The 17,148-nt window shown below is 71.7% G+C and carries 14 protein-coding genes; 2 read left to right on the forward strand and 12 right to left on the reverse strand.

Translation table 11 applies throughout. The features are described 5' to 3' along the window. Positions 1-59 precede the first annotated feature (59 nt). The gene (locus ABD54_RS05300) at positions 60-1,370 is read left to right on the forward strand and encodes an ABC transporter substrate-binding protein (protein ID WP_047868303.1); all 1,311 of its coding nucleotides are present in this window, start codon (positions 60-62) and stop codon (positions 1,368-1,370) included. A gap of 277 nt (positions 1,371-1,647) precedes the next feature. Here the strand turns inward: ABD54_RS05300 and ABD54_RS05305 are convergent, their stop codons facing one another. The 6 genes from ABD54_RS05305 to ABD54_RS05330 form a co-directional block, all read right to left on the reverse strand. Further along, the gene (locus ABD54_RS05305) at positions 1,648-2,304 is read right to left on the reverse strand and encodes a TVP38/TMEM64 family protein (protein WP_047868304.1); all 657 of its coding nucleotides are present in this window, start codon (positions 2,302-2,304) and stop codon (positions 1,648-1,650) included. Between the two features lie 77 nt (positions 2,305-2,381). Further along, positions 2,382-3,782, reverse strand: coding sequence for a cell wall metabolism sensor histidine kinase WalK (locus tag ABD54_RS05310; RefSeq protein WP_047868305.1), 1,401 nt, complete (start codon positions 3,780-3,782; stop codon positions 2,382-2,384). 102 nt (positions 3,783-3,884) lie between these two features. Next, positions 3,885-4,646, reverse strand: coding sequence for a TIGR03943 family putative permease subunit (locus tag ABD54_RS05315; protein ID WP_047868306.1), 762 nt, complete (start codon positions 4,644-4,646; stop codon positions 3,885-3,887). Next, the gene (locus ABD54_RS05320; protein WP_047868307.1) at positions 4,643-5,749 is read right to left on the reverse strand and encodes a permease; all 1,107 of its coding nucleotides are present in this window, start codon (positions 5,747-5,749) and stop codon (positions 4,643-4,645) included. Before ABD54_RS05320 ends, ABD54_RS05315 begins: the two co-directional genes overlap by 4 nt. Positions 5,750-5,912: 163 nt before the next feature. After that, the gene (locus ABD54_RS05325; RefSeq protein WP_047868308.1) at positions 5,913-6,116 is read right to left on the reverse strand and encodes a hypothetical protein; all 204 of its coding nucleotides are present in this window, start codon (positions 6,114-6,116) and stop codon (positions 5,913-5,915) included. Positions 6,117-6,161: 45 nt separating this feature from the next. Then, positions 6,162-7,793 carry a sodium:alanine symporter family protein gene (locus tag ABD54_RS05330; RefSeq protein ID WP_047868309.1) on the reverse strand — a complete coding sequence of 544 codons (1,632 nt, stop codon included), beginning with the start codon at positions 7,791-7,793 and terminating at the stop codon, positions 6,162-6,164. A gap of 191 nt (positions 7,794-7,984) precedes the next feature. On the opposite strand from ABD54_RS05330, the gene ABD54_RS05335 reads away from it, so the two are divergent. After that, a complete protein-coding gene (locus ABD54_RS05335; protein WP_152692007.1) occupies positions 7,985-9,298 on the forward strand; it encodes an MFS transporter in 1,314 nt (437 codons plus the stop codon). A gap of 96 nt (positions 9,299-9,394) precedes the next feature. On the opposite strand, the gene ABD54_RS05340 is transcribed toward ABD54_RS05335, so the two are convergent. The 6 genes from ABD54_RS05340 to ABD54_RS05365 form a co-directional block, all read right to left on the reverse strand. Further along, positions 9,395-10,993, reverse strand: a complete 1,599-nt coding sequence (locus ABD54_RS05340; protein WP_200904044.1) for a DEAD/DEAH box helicase — start codon at positions 10,991-10,993, stop codon at positions 9,395-9,397. A gap of 447 nt (positions 10,994-11,440) precedes the next feature. Next, positions 11,441-12,280 carry an enoyl-CoA hydratase/isomerase family protein gene (locus ABD54_RS05345; protein WP_047868312.1) on the reverse strand — a complete coding sequence of 280 codons (840 nt, stop codon included), beginning with the start codon at positions 12,278-12,280 and terminating at the stop codon, positions 11,441-11,443. A gap of 75 nt (positions 12,281-12,355) precedes the next feature. Then, positions 12,356-12,562, reverse strand: a complete 207-nt coding sequence (locus ABD54_RS05350; RefSeq protein WP_082166698.1) for a helix-turn-helix domain-containing protein — start codon at positions 12,560-12,562, stop codon at positions 12,356-12,358. A gap of 208 nt (positions 12,563-12,770) precedes the next feature. Next, positions 12,771-14,369, reverse strand: coding sequence for an ABC-F family ATP-binding cassette domain-containing protein (locus tag ABD54_RS05355; RefSeq protein ID WP_047868313.1), 1,599 nt, complete (start codon positions 14,367-14,369; stop codon positions 12,771-12,773). 274 nt (positions 14,370-14,643) lie between these two features. Next, positions 14,644-15,966, reverse strand: coding sequence for an AI-2E family transporter (locus ABD54_RS05360; protein WP_047868314.1), 1,323 nt, complete (start codon positions 15,964-15,966; stop codon positions 14,644-14,646). A 126-nt stretch (positions 15,967-16,092) separates the two neighbouring features. Beyond that, complete coding sequence (locus tag ABD54_RS05365) at positions 16,093-16,500, reverse strand: YccF domain-containing protein (RefSeq protein WP_047868315.1); 408 nt, start codon at positions 16,498-16,500, stop codon at positions 16,093-16,095. Positions 16,501-17,148 lie beyond the last annotated feature (648 nt).

Raw genomic sequence — 17,148 nt, forward strand, 5'->3', positions numbered from 1 at the left:
TCCCCCCGGGCCCCGCCCCGCCCGTTCCGCGAAGGCACGACCGAGTCCAGGACACCATCATGCGACCACTGAGCATCCTCTCCTCGACGCTGGCCGTCACGGTTCTCCTCACCTCCTGCTCCAGCGGCACGGACGGCTCCGACCGGGCCGACACGCGCGGGGTGACGGACGACGCCGTCGTCATCGGCACGCACCAACCGCTCACCGGAGCGGCCTCCCCGGGTTTCCGCCACGTCTCCACCGGCGCCCGCGCCGTGTTCGACTACATCAACGACAACGGCGGCATCCACGGCCGCCGGATCGAGTACCAGGTCCAGGACGACGCGTTCGACCCCGCGCAGACGCTGGAGGCCACCCGCAGCCTCATCGACGACCAGGAGATCTTCGCCATGCTCGGCGGCCTGGGCACCCCCACCCACGAGGCCGTGATCGAGGAGCTCAACGAGGCGGGCGTCCCCGACCTGTTCGTCTCCTCCGGCGCCCTGGCCTGGGACCAGCCCGAGGTCTACCCCTACAGCTACGGCTTCCAGGTGGACTACACCCGGGAGGCCAAGATCCAGGGCCAGTACATCGCCGAGAACTTCCCCGGCGACAGGGTCGGCCTGCTCTACCAGAACGACGACGTGGGCCCCTCCTCGCACGCGGGGATCGAGCAGTACCTCACAGAGGAGATCGTGGCCTGGGAGTCCTACGACCCCGGCGTCCCCGAGCTCGCCGGACAGGTCCGGGAACTCAAGCGGTCCGGCGCCGAGATCGCCGTCTGCCACTGCATCCCCGCCTTCCTGGCCCTGGCCGTCCTGGAGGCCACCGCGATCGGCTACACCCCGCAGTGGGTGGCGCCCAGCTTCGGCGGCGACGTGGCGGTGGCCACCGGGCTGATCGAGGAGTACGCGCAGGGCACGGCGGCCGAGAGCGTACCGCCCGAGGCCTTCCTGGACGACCTGATCATCACCGCGTTCCTGCCGATGGCCGCCCAGCGCAAGGACCCGTGGACGAAGTTCTTCCTGGAGATCCACGAGAGGTACAACGAGGGCACGCCCTTCACCGACACCACCGTCTACGGCATGGCGCAGGCGGTCCTGTTCGCCCAGGTGCTGGCGGAGACCGGCCCCGACCTGACCCGGGAGAACCTGCTCGCCACCCTCGACTCCCACGAGTGGACGGGGCCCGGCCTGGTGCCGTTCAACGCCACCGAGGACGACCACAGCGGCTACGCCGGGGTGATGGTGGTGCGGCACCACTCCGGTGAGGAGCCCGAGGTGCTCCAGGAGCCCATGGTCACCGACAACGGCGGCGGGGAGATCCTGCCCTCCGAGCTGGACCGGCCCGCGCCCGACGAAGTGGCCCTCTTCGGGGGGACCGGCGGCTAGGCTGTGCTTCTCCCGACCTCCGCTCCCTTCGCCCGCCACCACCCTCGACGGATGCCTACGGCGCGGTTCTGCTCGTGCTCGGCTCCCCCTGAGGGCGGGAACCTTCGGCCCTGCGTCGACGTCCTCGTTCCTCGGGCGTGTCCTCCGGGCCTCCAGAACCCCGCCGGGCGCCCAGCCGGCCCCAGGCCGGCGCAGGAGGACATTCAAAAAGCGGGCCCCGGCCCGGCGGCGGGCGGGCGCGCGATGGCCTCGGGAAGGCGCGTGTTCGGCGCACTCCTCAGGACCGGGCCCGCACGCGGCGCGAGCGCACCCACCAGACCGCACCGATCACCGCCGCGAGCACCGCCCCGCCCACGGCCGCCGGCGGGCCCAGGTCCGTGCCGCCGACGCCGACCAGCACCAGCGCCGCCGTGCCCGGGACCCCGCCCAGGAGCGTGCCCAGCGCGAAGGGCCACATACGCACCCGGGTCAGCCCGAAGCCGTAGTTGACCACCTGGTAGGGGATGACAGGGACCAGGCGCAGTTGGAGCACCGCGAGGAGGGCGCGCCCGCCCGCCAGGGTCTCCAGCCGGGCGCGGGCCCCCTCGGGCAGCCTCCGGGCCACCGCGTCGCCCGCCACGCGGCGGGCGACCCAGAACTGCGCCAGCGCGGCGCACACCCCGCCCGCCACGGCCAGGACCAGGCCCAGGGACATTCCGAAGAGCAGTCCGGCGGCGGCGTTGAGGGCGGGTCGGGGCAGAAGGGCGAACACCCCCAGCAGGTACACGCCCAGGTAGGCCAGCGGAGCGGCGGATCCGGCCTCCTCCACCCAGGTCTGGAGGGTATCCAGGTCGGGGCCCCACAGCAGCGCTGACACCAGCAGCGCCACCCAGAGCAGCAGCAGGGCGAGCCGCGACACGTCCGCGGCGCGCGAGCCGCGCGTGTCCTCACCCATGGCCACAGCGTACGCCCGGCACCGTGATCCCACGGAACCGCGCGTACGCGCCGTCCGGTACGAACGGGCGGTCCGCGCTATGCCGGCCTGCCTGGGTGTTCGGAGTCCTCGGGGAGGCGGAGGACGAACGCCGCCCCGCCGAGCAGTTCGCTGTGTCCGGCCAGCAGGCTGCCGCCGTGGGCCCGGGCGATCTCCCGGGAGATGGCCAACCCCAGGCCGCTGCCGCCGGGATCGCGCTCACGCGACTCGCTCAACCGCGCGAAGCGATCGAAGATCCGCTCCCGCTCCCCGGGCGGAATCCCCGACCCGTCGTCGTGCACCTCCACCACGGCGAAACCGTCCTCCCTCCCGACGATGACGTCGACACGGGATGCGGCGTGCCGGTCGGCGTTGGCGATCAGGTTCGTCAGGACCCGCACTAGCCGCAGGCGGTTGGCGACGACGTGGACCGGCCCGGAGGAGTGCAGCCGCAGTTCGGGAATACGGCGCTCGGACGGGAACTCCTGCGCGACCAGCGCGGACAGGTCCAACCGCTCCCGAGCGGGAGCGGTACCGGCGTCCAGACGGGCGAGTTCGAGCAGGTCGGCGACGATGTTCTCCAACCGCTCGGTGTCCGAGAGCAGGCCGGTGAGCAGCCGTTCACGCGCTCGGACGTCGGGGTCGGGATCGGAGAGCTCCACCTCCAGCTTGGTCCGCATCCCGGCGATGGGGTTGCGCAGCTCGTGGGAGGCGTCGGAGACGAACCGGCGCTGCCGGGCCATCCCCTCCTCCATCCGCTCCAGGCTCTGGTTGGCGGTACGGGCCAGGTGGGCGATCTCGTCGCCGCTGCCGGGCACCGGGAGCCTGCGGTGCAGGTCACTGACGGAGAGGGTGTCGAGCTGGGCCCTGATCTCCTCCACCGGGCGCAGCGCGCGGCCGACGCCGTGCCAGATGACGAACCCGGTGATGGCGAGCAGGGCGCAGGACATCACCACCAGCGTGTTTTCGAGTACGCGGGTGGCCACGATCTGGGGCGTGGACACCGCCGCCAGGACGACGACGTCCCCGTAGGCGGTGTCGTCGACGGCGTAGCCCGACACCAGCAGGCAGGTCCGGGGGTCGACGCCCGCGACCGGCCCGCAGACCGTGGTGTCCACCCGCGTGTCGGGGGCGGTGGGGCGTTCTGAGGTCAGCTGCGGCTGGCCCTCCATGGCGTCGCTGGAGGCGAGCACCGCACCGGAGTCGCGCGCGACGACCTGGATCCGCAGGACGGACTCCCCGCTGGGGATCAGCTCCGGGTAGCGCTGGACCTCGATGTGCTGCGCGACGTCACGGGCCTCCTCAGCCGCCAGGTCGCGGACCTGTTCGACGATCGCCTCTCGGACGAGGAAGACGGTCAGGGCCAGGCCCAGTCCGGTGACCACGGCAAGTGCCGCGACCGCGCCGAACGTGACCCGGGCCCGAATCGACCGGGGACGCATCCGCTCCCACACCCTCATGGGCCCGTCATCCCAACCTGGCACCGACCCATTGTCACCCAGAGGACCGGATATCCGTCGAAGCGACGGCGGTGTGGCGGCGGTCGGCGAGCGAACCGTCCGTTACTGCTCGTAGGGGGAGGGCGGGTCGCTGACCTCCTCCATCTCCAGAACCTCGAACTCGTGCTGGCTGACGTCGGCGATGTCGCCCTCGGGTTCGACCCAGGTGCCCCGCACCGTCCACCAGCTGTCGGTCTCCGGCGCGGGCTCGTTGGAGACGTGCACCTTGTTGACGATGGCGTCGGCCGCGCAGCAGGACATCTGGAGGCGGGCCAGGAACCACCCCTCCCCCTCGGGGTCGGGCACCGCGAAGCCGGTCAGCTCGACTTCGCGCCCCGCCAGTTGGCGCTCCTCGTCCACCCAGGCGCGCATCACGAACTGGCGGATGTCCATCGCGACGACCTCGCCCGGCCCGGCCTCGGCCAGGCCGTCCTCGAACCGGCCGGGGCGCGCCTGCTCGGGCGGCGGGGCGGAGGAGGCGGTGCTGGACTCCACGGTGTAGGCGCCCAGCGCGGGCGGGGCGACGACGAAGACCGCGACCACCGGCAGCAGGAGCAGCCAGGCCACTTTGGGCGCGCGGGAGTGGTCGTGGCCGTCGGCGGAGTGGTCGGAGTGCTCCTCCGGGGCGGTCTCGCCCGCCCTCTCGCCGCGCAGCTCCGCCACGATGATGAGCACGCCGAGCACGGCCATGACCACGCCCGCGGCGATGAGGAAGGGGCCGAAGCCCGCCTTGACCCAGTTGAGGTAGAGGTCGGTGGGCACCGTGCTGGTGAGCGCGGCGGCGCCGAGCAGGACGAGGGTGAGCCCCTGGGCGATGCGGTTCACAGGACGAGGCCTCCGATCAGGAAGGTGCTGAGCAGCCCGACCAGCAGGCACATCGGCGCGAAGCGCACGACGAAGCGCCAGCCGAACACGCCCGCCTGCATCGCGATGAGCTTGAGGTCGACCATCGGGCCGATCACCATGAAAGCGAGCTTGGCGGTGGGCGAGAACTCGGTGAGGCTGACCGCGACGAACGCGTCGGCCTCGGAGCAGATGGACAGCAGGATGGCGAGCAGGGCGAGCACGAGCACCGAGACGACCGGGAGCCCGGCCACCGTGACCAGCCACTCGCGCGGGACCAGGACGTTGAGGGAGGCCGCGGCCAGGCCGCCGACCACGAGGTAGCCGCCCGCGTGCATCATGTCGTGCAGCATGGACTCGCGGAAGACGGCCCACCGGGACTCGCCGGGGGCGTGGGTGCGCGAGGGCAGGCGCAGCCAGTCGGTCCGGCCGAAGCGCACCCAGATCCATCCGATGACCACGGCGGCCAGCAGCGAGGCGACGAACCGGGCCAGCACCATCTCGGGCTGTCCGGCGAAGGCCACCGCGGTGGCGATCATGACGATCGGGTTGATGGCGGGCGCGGCCAGCAGGAAGGTCAGCGCGGCGGCGGGGGCCACTCCGCCCTTGATCAGGCTTCCGGCGATGGGGACCGAGGCGCACTCGCACCCGGGCAGCAGTGCGCCGGAGGCCCCGGCCACCGGCACCGCCCGCGCGGGGTTGGAGGGGATGAGGCGCTGGTAGACCGAGGTCGGGACGAACGCGGTGAGCGCCGCCGACAGCGCGACGCCGAAGACCAGGAAGGGCAGCGCCTGGAAGCTGATCGCGGTGAAGATGGTGGCCCAGGCCAGGAAGGCGTCGCTGGTCAGCCGGTCGGTGACCCAAGCGTGCCCCATCGCCATGGCGGTGATGAACAGGGCGAACAACCAGACCGTCCCGGTCCTGCGCTGACCGCTCCTTCGCCCCCAGTCCTCGGGGGGCAGTTCGTCGCCGCGGTCGCTCCACCCTCCGGCGAGGGTGTCGCCGAGCGAGGCGGAGACTTTGCGTGGGGCGGAGCCGGGCGCGGCGGGGTCGGGTACGGCGGCGGGCGTCGTCCGGTCGGACACGGTGGTACTCCGCGGTGGTCGGGTGGGAACTCCACGCATCGTACCGAAAATCGTTTTCGCCCGTCAGCGTCCCACTCCGGCCTGTGGACGACCGGGCCCCGGTTCAGCCCAGGGAGCCCGTCCCGGCGAGGAAAATGGTCCTCTGCGCTCCCCACACATCCACCTACCGCACCAGTCCCGCGGGCACCATCGCGGCGAGCGCCCTCGGGGCCCCGGGCCTGGGGGCCGCCACCAGGACGAGCGCGACGGCGCACCGGTCAGCGGCCGCGTCGGCGAACAGGCCGCCGAAGCCCCAGGGCAGCAGTGCCGTCACGAGTGGGGAGAGGCCGCCCGGGGCGGGCCCGGCCAGTGCGGCCAGGAGGAGCACCAGGGGAGCGGGGAGACCGGTGGAGGGGGTGTCTTCACACCCCGGTTATCGTCCGGTGCCGGAGCCCCGGTTCCCCTCCTCGGGTCCCTCGTCGCCGTCGGGCCGGTCTGCGTCACCGGCCTCGTCCACGGCCGTCGCACCGTGCGACTCCGCCTCCTCCGTGCCGGGCCGCCCGCCTTCCCGCCCGTGCTCCTCAGCGACCGTGCCCGGGTCCGGGGGCGCCTCGCCCTCGTCCCGGGGGACGTCCTCGGGCTGGGGCCCGGAGGCCGGGCCCCAGCACTCCACGTTGCGCAGGCCGGGCATCTTGGCGAGCGTGAACTGGGGGTCCAGACCGTTGCGCAACTGACGGCTGTAGTCGGCCAGCAGCCGGAACGCGGTCCCCGACAGCGGCGCCAGGGCCAGCAGGTTCACGGTGGCCATGACGCCCATGGAGATGTCGGCCAGGCTCCACACCAGGGTCAGGGGCGCCACGGAGCCGAGGAGGACCGCCGCCAGGACCGCGTAGCGGAAGTAGGTCATGTGCCGGGGGCTGCTGTCCAGGAACTGGAGGTTGGTCTCCCCGTAGTAGTAGTTGCCCAGCACGGAGGTGAAGGCCAGCAGGGAGAGGATCACCGTGAGCGCGTGGACCGACCACGCGCCCAGGCTGGCCTCCAGCGCGCCCTGCGTGACCTGGATGCCCTGGTCGTCCCCGTACTCGGCTCCGCTGACCAGCACGATGAAGGCCGTCACCGAGCACACCAGCCAGGTGTCGAAGTACACGCCCAGCGTCTGCACGAGCCCCTGCTTGACCGGGTGGGAGACCGAGGCTGTGGCACCGGCGTTGGGGGCCGATCCCAGGCCCGCCTCGTTGGAGAACATGCCGCGCCGCATGCCCTGGACGATGGCCGTGCCCACGCCCCCGGCGACGAACTCGCGCGCGCCGAACGCCGACGCGAAGATGTCGCCGACTACCCGGGGCAGCTCCCCTATGTTGAGGGCGACCACCCACAGGCCGATCAGGATGTACAGGACGGCCATGAGCGGGACCAGCGCCTGGGCGGTGTGCGCGATGCGCCGGACCCCGCCGAAGACCACCAGCGCGGTCAGGCCCACTAGCACTAGCCCGATCACGGTCGACAGCGGCAGGCCGGGCGTCCCGCCGAGGGTCCCCACGGAGGTGGACACGGCGGCGGCGATGCTGTTGGCCTGCACCGTGTTGAACACGAGGCTGAAGGTCACGGTGATGATCACCGCGAACAGCGCGCCCATCCACCGCCTGTCCAGCCCCTTCTCCATGTAGTAGGCCGGACCGCCCCGGAAACCGGTGCTGGTGCGCACCTTGTACAGCTGGGCCAGGGTGGACTCCACGAACGCCGCCGCGCCCAGCACGGCGGCCATCGTCCACATCCAGAACACCGCGCCCGGACCACCCAGGACGATCGCCGTGGACACGCCGACGATGTTGCCCGTCCCCACCCGTGAGGCGGCGGAGATGGAGAAGGCCTGGAAGGAGGAGATCTCCCGCCGGCCGTCGGGGGCCACCCCCGGAGCGCTGCCCAGGACGCGGAACATCTCCGGCAGCAGGCGCACCTGCACGATCCCCGAGCGCACCGTGAAGTAGACGGCCAGGACGATCAGGAGCGGGATGAGGAAGTAGCTCCAGAAGAAGTCGTTGACGGCGACGACTGCGTTGTTCACGCGCTCCCCTTCAAGCGGTCCGGTCTTCGGCAAGTGTCCACGTCACCGGAGGTGGGAGCCCGTGCGGACACGCGAAGGGGCGGTAAAGGACCGTAACGGGTCAACAACCCGCCGCGGGCACATGATCGGGCCCCGGCCTGTGGTGGGGGCGCCCATGGTCAGCCGCGTCCGTGCTCCCTACGGTTCCGGACATGAGACAGAGAGCCTCCTTCGGGCGGGTGGTCACCGCCAGCCTCATCGGCACGACGATCGAGTGGTACGACTTCTTCCTCTACGGGTCGGCCGCCGCCCTCGTGTTCAACCACGTCTTCTTCCCCGAGTCCGATCCGCTGGTTGGCACCATGCTGGCGTTCACCACCTACGCGGTGGGGTTCGTCGCGCGTCCGCTGGGCGGCCTGGTCTTCGGCCACTTCGGCGACCGGATCGGCCGCAAACAGCTGCTGGTCGTCAGCCTGCTGCTGATGGGCGGATCGACGTTCGCGATCGGCCTGCTGCCGACCTACGCGGCGATCGGCGTGGCCGCACCGCTGCTGCTGACGCTGCTGCGGGTGGTCCAGGGCTTCGCCCTGGGCGGCGAGTGGGGCGGCGCGGTGCTGCTCGTCGCCGAGCACGGCGAGCCGCGGCACCGTGGGTTCTGGGCGTCCTGGCCGCAGGCGGGCGCTCCGGGCGGCAACCTGCTGGCCACCGCCGTGCTGGCGGTGCTGGCAGTGGTGATGAGCGACGCGGCCTTCCTGTCCTGGGGCTGGCGCGTGCCGTTCCTGCTCTCGGGCGTGCTGGTGCTCGTCGGCCTGTGGGTGCGCCTGGCGGTCAGCGAGTCGCGGGTCTTCCGCGAGGCGCACGAGCGGGCGGCGGCCTCGGCCCGGCCCGAGCGCGCCCCGATCCTGGGAGTGCTGCGCGACCACTGGCGCGAGGCCCTGGTAGCCATGGGCGTGCGCATGGCCGAGAACGTGTCGTACTACGTCGTCACCGCGTTCATCCTGGTCTACGCGACGCAGGAGGCGCGGATGCCCAACGGCCAGGTGCTCAACGCGGTGCTCGTCGCCTCGGCGGTGCACCTGGTGACCATCCCCGCCTGGGGAGCCCTGTCGGACCGGATCGGCCGCAGGCCGGTGACCGCGCTGGGGGCCGCAGGGGCGGGGCTGTGGGTGTTCGCCTTCTTCCCGCTCGTGGACGCGGGGACCTTCTGGTCGGTGACCCTGGCCGTGACGGTCGGGCTGGTCCTGCACGGGGCCATGTACGGCCCGCAGGCGGCCTTCTTCTCCGAGCTGTTCAGCACCCGTGTGCGCTACTCGGGAGCGTCGGTGGGCTACCAACTGGCGTCGATCGTGGCGGGCGGGCTGGCCCCGCTGATCGCGACGGCACTGCTGGCCTCGTTCGGCAGCAGCGTGCCGATCTCGCTGTACGTGGCCGCCATGGCTGCGGTCACCCTGGTCGCCGTCGCGGCCTCACGCGAGACCAGGGGCAGCGACCTGCGGGAGGTGGCAGTGTCCGAGAGGAGAGTGTGACCCCGGTGAAAGGGCCCGGGCCCGGCAGGTGCCACCTGCCGGGCCCGGGTCTGTCATAGCACCGGTACCGCTCCTAACACGGGAGCGGCGACGGGATCAGTACTGCGGAGCGGAGTCGAAGCGCTCCTCGCGGCGCGGTCCGCGACGGTCGCCTCGGTAGCCGCCGCGGTTGTCGCCGCCCCGGTAGCCACCGCCGCCGCGGTTGTCGCCGCCACGGTAGCCACCGCCGCCGCGGCGGTCGCCGCCACGGTAGCCGCCCTCGCCGCGCGGGGAGAAGTCGCGCCGGTCGCCACCGGGGCGGTCGCCCCGGTAGCCGCCGCGGCTCTCGTCCCCGCGGCGCTCGCCGCCGCGGTAGCCGCCCTCGCCGCGCGGGGAGAAGTCACGCCGCTCACCGCCGGGGCGGTCGCCCCGGTAGCCGCCGCGGTATCCGCCGCCGCCCCGGTAGCCGCCACCGCCACCGCGGGGGCCGCCCCGACGGGGGCCGCCGCGGCCGCGGCGCTCGCGCACGGGCTCCGGCGGCTCGATCCACGGCTCCCAGGAGGGCTCCTTGGCTCCGGTGACCTCGCTGAGCAGCTCGTCGCCCGGGTTGACCAGGTGCTGCTTGGCCTCGACACCGGCGTCGCTGAGCAGGCGGCGGGCCATGCGGCGCTGGTTGGGCGCCACCAGGGAGACGACCAGGCCGGAGGCGCCCGCGCGGGCGGTACGGCCGCCGCGGTGCAGGTAGTCCTTGTGGCCGGTGGGCAGGTCGACGTTGACGACCATGTCGATGCCGTCGACGTGGATGCCGCGGGCGGCGACGTCGGTGGCGACCAGGGCCTGGATGCGGCCCTCACGGAACTTGGCCAGGGTGCGGGTGCGCACGCTCTGGGTCTTGCCGCCGTGCAGGGAGGCGCAGGGGACACCGGCCTGGGCCAGTTGCTCGCTGATGGTGTCGGCGCGGTACTTGCTGCGCACGAACAGGATCGTGCGGCCCTCGCGCGCGGCGATCTGGGTGACGATCGTGTTCTTGTCGCGGGGCAGCACCTTGAGCAGGTGGTGCTCCATCTTGGTGACCTGCGAGACCGGCGGGTCCACGGAGTGGGTGCGCGGCTCGTTCATGTACTTGCGGACCAGCTTGTCGACGTCTCCGTCGAGCGTGGCCGAGAACAGCAGGGTCTGGCCGTCGGGGCGGACCTGGTCCAGGAGCTCGCTGACCTGCGGCATGAAGCCCATGTCGCACATCTGGTCGGCCTCGTCGAGCACCGAGATCTCCACGTCGCCCAGGTCGCAGGCGCCCTGGTCGATCAGGTCGGACAGGCGGCCCGGGGTGGCGACCAGGACCTCGACGCCGCGGCGCAGCTCGTTGATCTGGCGGGTGTAGGAGCTGCCGCCGACGACGTCGCCCACGCGAACGCCCACGACGCGGGCGTAGGTGCGCAGGGCGTCGCGGACCTGGTGGGCCAGCTCGCGGGTGGGCACCAGGATCAGGGCCCGGGGCCGGTTGGCGGCGGCGCGGCGCTCGGCGGCGCGCATCAGGACCGGCAGGCCGAAGGCCAGGGTCTTGCCCGATCCGGTGCGGCCGCAGCCGAGGACGTCGCGGCCCTCGATGGCGTCGGGAATGGTGGCGGCCTGGATCGGGAACGGGGTGGTCACACCGTTCTTGGCCAGTTCCTCGACGATGTCCTGGGGCAGCCCCAGGCTGTCGAAGGCAGGCATTACGGCAGTGTCCGTCGTCAAGTGACGTGTACCTTCCTCATCGTTTGGCGGCGTTTCGAGGAAGGCTTCACACGGCCATGACGACCCAGCGAAGAAATCACACAAACGCGCCTGATCACACGCGGAAGCGGGCCCCATCGTGTGTGGGGCTCCTGAGCTCGTGAGATCCTCACTGGCGTGGGGGGACGAGCGACTCTTCGGGTCAAGAGTGGCGCCGACCGGGTCGGCACGCTCTCCGCGTCTTGCGCGGCCTCGGCGCGCTCGGATGCGCGCGGCATGTCACGACCGCTCGCAGAAGACTACTAGAGATCGTCTCGCAGCGGGGACCGGGTGGGGGTTTTCGACCGGTGACAAGGGTCTCCCCCTACTGTCCACATCTTCGCGCAACCGCTGGGCACGCGGCTCCGCCCCCGGCCCGGAAGGCAGGGACTGGAGGCGGAGCGGGGGCTAACGTACTCCGTCGGCCGTGGTGCGGGCCAGGGCGGCGAGCCGGGCGGCCTGCGCCGCACGCTCGGCCTCGGCCTGCTGCCGGAGGGTGTTGCCAGCGGCCTGCTGGAGCAGGGCCTTGGTGGCGGTGGCGGCCGCTCGGTCGGTGGCGAGCAGGGCGGCCACGACGTCGTCCACCGCCGCCGAGAGCTCGTCCGCGGGGACCACGAGCTCGGCCAGGCCCAGGTCGCGCGCCTCCTGGGCTCCCACGCGGCGGGCGGTCAGGCAGATCTCGATCGCGCGGTTGACGCCGACGATGTCGACCAGGGGCTTGGTCCCGGTGAGGTCGGGGACCAGCCCCAGGGCGGGCTCCTTCATGCACAACCGGGCGTCGTCGGCCAGGATGCGCAGGTCGCAGGAGAGTGCGAGCTGGAAGCCCGCGCCGATGGCGTGGCCGCGCACGGCAGCGACGGTGACCAGGTCGGGGCGGCGCAGCCAGAGGAAGCCCTCCTGCAGACCGGCGATGTAGTCGCGCACCTCGGCCTCGGAGGCGGTGCCGTCGGCCAGCCCCGCGACCATGGAGCGCTCGCCGTCGACGCCCTCGGGGCTGAACATCCCGAGGTCGATCCCGGCGGAGAAGATGTCCCCGTCCCCGTCGACGACGACGATCCGGACGTCTTCGGGGAGGGTCCGGCCGACCCGGGCCAGCGTGGTCCAGGTGCGCCCGGTCATCGCGTTGCGGCGGTCGGGTCGGCTGATGGTGACGTGGGCGACCGGCCCCCGCACCACCAGCCTGAGCCGGGCCCGGGAGAGCTCCTCCTCGGTGGGCGCCGGTCCGGGCCCGTTCGTCGCCTGTGCCATGGGTTCCTCCGTCGTGTTCGGCGTCACCCCGGATATTACCCATCAGTAACACAGGGCGGTGAGGGGCCCGGCGCCTCACGCCTTGCGCGTGGGCCCCCCGCGGCCGCGCAGCTCCACCCCGGCCTCGCTCAGGAGCCGGTGGACGAAACCGTAGGACCGCCCGGTGGCCGCCGCCAGCGTGCGGATGCTCTCCCCCGCGTCGTAGCGGCTCTTGAGCTGGGCGGCGAGCGCGGAACGGTCCTCCCCCGCCAGCCGTGGGCGCTTGATCGGCGCGTCGTTCACTCACTCGCTCCTCAGAGTCGTCGGATCACCCGTCGTGGGCCACCCCCATGATCCGGTATCGGACCCGCGGACCGCCACACCACGCGGGCGTCCCGCCGAAGACGCCGTTTTCAGCGCGGGGCCGACACTGACCGAAAAAGAGGGGAGGTGAACCTCCCGGGCCCGCCGGGCGTCCACCTCCCCTGTGCCTCTCCTCCGCCTCGGGGGCCTAGGCCAGCGCGATGAGGTCCTCGAACTCGGCGTTCCACACGTCCTCAACGCCGTCGGGCAGGAGGATGACCCGCTCGGGCTGGAGCGCCTCGACCGCGCCCTCGTCGTGGGTGACGAGCACGATCGCGCCCTTGTAGTTGCGCAGCGCCGCCAGGATCTCCTCCCGGCTGGCCGGGTCGAGGTTGTTGGTGGGCTCGTCCAGCAGCAGCACGTTGGCGCTGGAGACCACCAGCGTGGCCAGCGCCAGCCGGGTCTTCTCACCGCCGGAGAGCACGCCCGCGGGCTTGTCCACGTCGTCGCCGGTGAACAGGAACGAGCCCAGCGTGCGCCGCGCCTCGACCTCCGGCAGGTCCGGGGCCGCGCTCATCATGTTCTCCAGCACGGACCGGTCCACGTCCAGGGTCTCGTGCTCCTGCGCGTAGTAGCCGAGCTTGAGCCCGTGGCCGGGCACTACCCGGCCCGTGTCGGGTTTCTCGACATCGCCGAGCAGGCGCAGCAGGGTGGTCTTGCCCGCGCCGTTGAGGCCCAGGATCACCACGCGGCTGCCCCGGTCGATGGCCAGGTCCACCCCGGCGAAGATCTCCAGGGACCCGTAGGACTTGGACAGGCCCTCGGCCATGAGCGGCGTGCGACCGCTGGGCGCCGGGTCGGGGAAGCGCAGCTTGGCCACCTTGTCGGACTTGCGCACGCCCTGCACTCCGTCCAGGAGCTTGTCGGCCCGGTTGAGCATCTGCTGCGCCGCGCGCGCCTTGGAGGCCTTGGCCCGGAACCGGTCGGCCTGCTTGCGCAGGGTGTCGGCCTGCTTCTCAGCGTTGGCCAGCTCGCGCCTGCGGCGGCGCTCGTCGGCCTCGCGCTGCTCCAGGTACAGCTTCCAGCCCATGTTGTAGACGTCGATGACACTGCGGTTGGCGTCGAGGTAGAACACCTTGTTCACCACGTGCTCGACCAGCTCCACGTCGTGGCTGATCACGATGAGCCCGCCCTGGTGGGACTTGAGGAAGTCCCGCAGCCAGGCGATGGAGTCGGCGTCCAGGTGGTTGGTGGGCTCGTCCAGGAGCAGGGTGTCGGCCCCGCTGAACAGGATGCGCGCCAGCTCGATCCGGCGGCGCTGACCGCCGGAGAGCGTGTGCAGCGGCTGACCGAGCACCTTGTCCGGCAGCCCCAGGCTGGAGGAGATGGCGGCGGCCTCGGACTCGGCGGAGTAGCCGCCCAGCACGTGCAGGCGCTCCTCCCAGCGCGAGTAGGCGCGCACGCCCTTGTTGCGGGTCTTGGTGTCGGTGCTGGCCATCTTCTTCTCGGCCTCGCGCATCCCGCGCAGGGCCTCGTCGATGCCGCGCGCCGACAGGATCCGGTCCCTGGCGATCACGTTCAGGTCGCCGGTGCGCGGGTCCTGGGGCAGATAGCCGATGCTGCCGGAGGAGGTGACGGTACCGCCGGTGGGCAGGCCCTCGCCCGCCAGAACCTTGGTCATGGTGGTCTTGCCCGCACCGTTGCGGCCGACCAGTCCGATCCGGTCCCCGGCGGCGACGCGGAAGGTGGTCGGCTCCAACAGGAGTCGAGGACCGACGCGCAGTTCGAGGTCGGTGGCGATCAGCATGGTGGGGCTTCCTACGAGGTGGTGGGACTTGGGTGTGCGGCCGGTCCGTGCGACCGCTCCGGGCGGCCGGGCAGGCGTTTGCGCCGCGGGGAGACGTGGTCTCCCTCGCGCGGCTGCGGGAGGGACGGCTCGGGACCTACCGACCCAGACTAACGGCACCGGTGGGGGGCGGCGCGAGGGATTTGGGCGGAACGCGGACGCCCCCGCCCGGTCAACGGGGCGGGGGCGCCGGACATTCCCGGGGAGGCGCGGACGCGGCGGCGCCGCTCCGCGCCTACTTCTGCTCGGGGGGGTCGACCGGGGTGGCTCCGCCCGCGCCCTCCTGGACGGGCTCCCCGTCAGCCCTGACCACGACGGTGTCCGCCCTGACATGGGCCACGTCCGCGTCCCCTCCGCCGGAGTCGTCACCGCTGGAGGGCGGGCGGTTGCGCAGCAGCGCGGCCAGCACCGCGACCACCGGGGTGGCCAAGAACATGCCGGGGATGCCGCCGACGACCGCGCCGACGGAGATCCCGATGAGCACGATCGGCGATGGCAGGTCGAGCGAGGCGCCGTAGATGCGCGGCGCGAAGACGTTGCTCTCCAACTGCTGCACCAGGAGCACGGCGCCGACGATGATCAGGGCCACGACCCAGCCCTCGGTCACGAAGGCCACCAGCGCGGCGAGCAGGCCGGTGAGGAAGGCGCCGATGATCGGCAGGAAGGCACCGACGAAGGTGAGCACGATCAGCGGGATGGCCAGGTTGATGTCGAGGAAGACGACCAGGGCGATACCGATGCCGACGGCGTCGAAGAAGCCGACCGCGGCCACACCCCGTACGTAGCGGCCCATGACCCCGTAGGCGACGTCGCCCGCGTGGCGCATGCCCGGGCGCGAGCGGGCCGGCAGCAGGGTGACCAGCCAGTCCATGAGCTGATCGCCCGAGTGCACGAAGTACACGACCAGGGCGATGATCAGGACGATGCCGACCAGCACGGAGATCACCGCCGAGGTGGCGGTCCAGGCGCCGCTGAGCAGCTGGTCCTGGTTCTCGGTGATCATGCTCTGGATCTGTGCCCAGGCGTCGTCGATCATGTCGGTGAACAGGGCCGGGTCGACGAAGGGCAGCCGGATGTCCTGGAGTTCGGTGATCGCGCTGGTGACACTGTCCACGAGCGGACCGAAACCCTGGATCGCGGGCGTGACGATCAGAGAGATCACGCCGCCGAAGACGACGAGTCCGACCAGCAGGGCGATGGCGGTCGACAGCCCCCGGCCCAGTCCCTTGCGGCGCAGCCCGTTGGCGATCGGCATGAGCAGGGCGGTGATGAACACCGCCAGGATCACCGGCAGGGTGACGACCGACAGGTAGACGAGCACGTAGACGAGCAGGCCCGCCACCACGCCGATGAGCAGTACCCGCCAGGCGACGTCGCTGATGGACCGCAGGAGGTTGTCGTCCCCCTGGCCCTGATCGGTCGGCCCCTCGTCCGCGGCCTGGGGTTCGGCGGCGCGCTGGTTCTCCGCCTCCAGCCTGGCGATGCGCTCGGCGCGGGCTCTGCGGGCGGAGAGCCACTTGTTCAGGAGCGCCCACACTCCCGGCCGCTGGGCTTGCACATGGACTCCATTCTCTGGACGTTGCGCGGTGGAGGTCGGGGGACCGACGGCCGCATGGGGGTGGTCTCGCGGGGCGAACGGGTGGGGCCCGTGTCTTCCACGGGCCCGGATGGGAGGTCAACGCTGTCAGAACTGCCAGGGTTCCCGCGGGCGGCCGCTCTCGACGATCTCGTTGCCGAAGGGCGCGAGGGCCACGGGGATCATCTTCAGCGAGGCCCAGGCCATGGGGATACCGATGATAGTGACGGCGAGGCCGATCGCGGTGGCGATGTGGCCGAGGGCCAGCCACCAACCGGCGACGATCACCCAGATGACGTTCAGGAAGGTGCTGCCCCCGCCCGCGCCGGGCCTGCGCACGAGATCGCGTCCGAAGGGCCAGATCGCGTACCTGGCCATGCGGAACGAGGCGACGCCGAAGGGGATGGTGACAATGAGGATGCAGCAGATGATGCCCGCGAAGACGTAGCCGACGGCCAGCCAGAACCCCGCGACGAAGATCCAGATGACGTTCAGGATGAACCGCAAGAGGCCCACGGTGTTCTCGTCCTCTCCTTTTGTTGGTGTCCCGCGAAGGGGACGCGCGGCCGCGGAGCGGCCGTGTCCGTTGTTTCTACCGTCTGGGACGTCCGCGCACCACGACCCGTTCGGGCGCCCCACCCTGGTACTTCCCCTAGGGGCGGCCTTCAGGCATACGCGGAGACGTCGGTGCGGGCGCCGCGGAACGGCGTGTCGTGTGGGGGTCGCGCGTCATCGGGGTAGGGGTACGGGACGCGACGGAGAGCACCCGGAATCGGGCGCGGGAGGGACCGTCGATCCCCCCGACGACGTCGACGGAGGGTGAGGACATACGGTCAGGCCCGAACTGGGAGCTCCGCGCAGACCGCAATGTGACCCGCACATCAGGAGGACCCCCTAGGCAGGAGGGACATCGCACCATACGATGTGCTGTGTCCTTCGCAAGGCCCCAGATCTTGCGATGCACAACAAACTCAGACAAAAGACCGCACACCGGTCAGTTGTCATCTGGTTTCGGTAACGGTTGTGCGAGTAATTTCCCTACCCCCCGTGCATGATCGGGATGAGGGATGGCATGATTACGTACCGGCTCGGACGGAGGCCGTCACCGCCTCCGCAGCCGTTCGCGTGAGAGCACTCCGCCCCTCGGCGGATCGGTGCCGCGGT

The organism is Nocardiopsis sp. RV163 (assembly GCF_001029525.1).
GTDB lineage: Bacteria > Actinomycetota > Actinomycetes > Streptosporangiales > Streptosporangiaceae > Nocardiopsis > Nocardiopsis dassonvillei.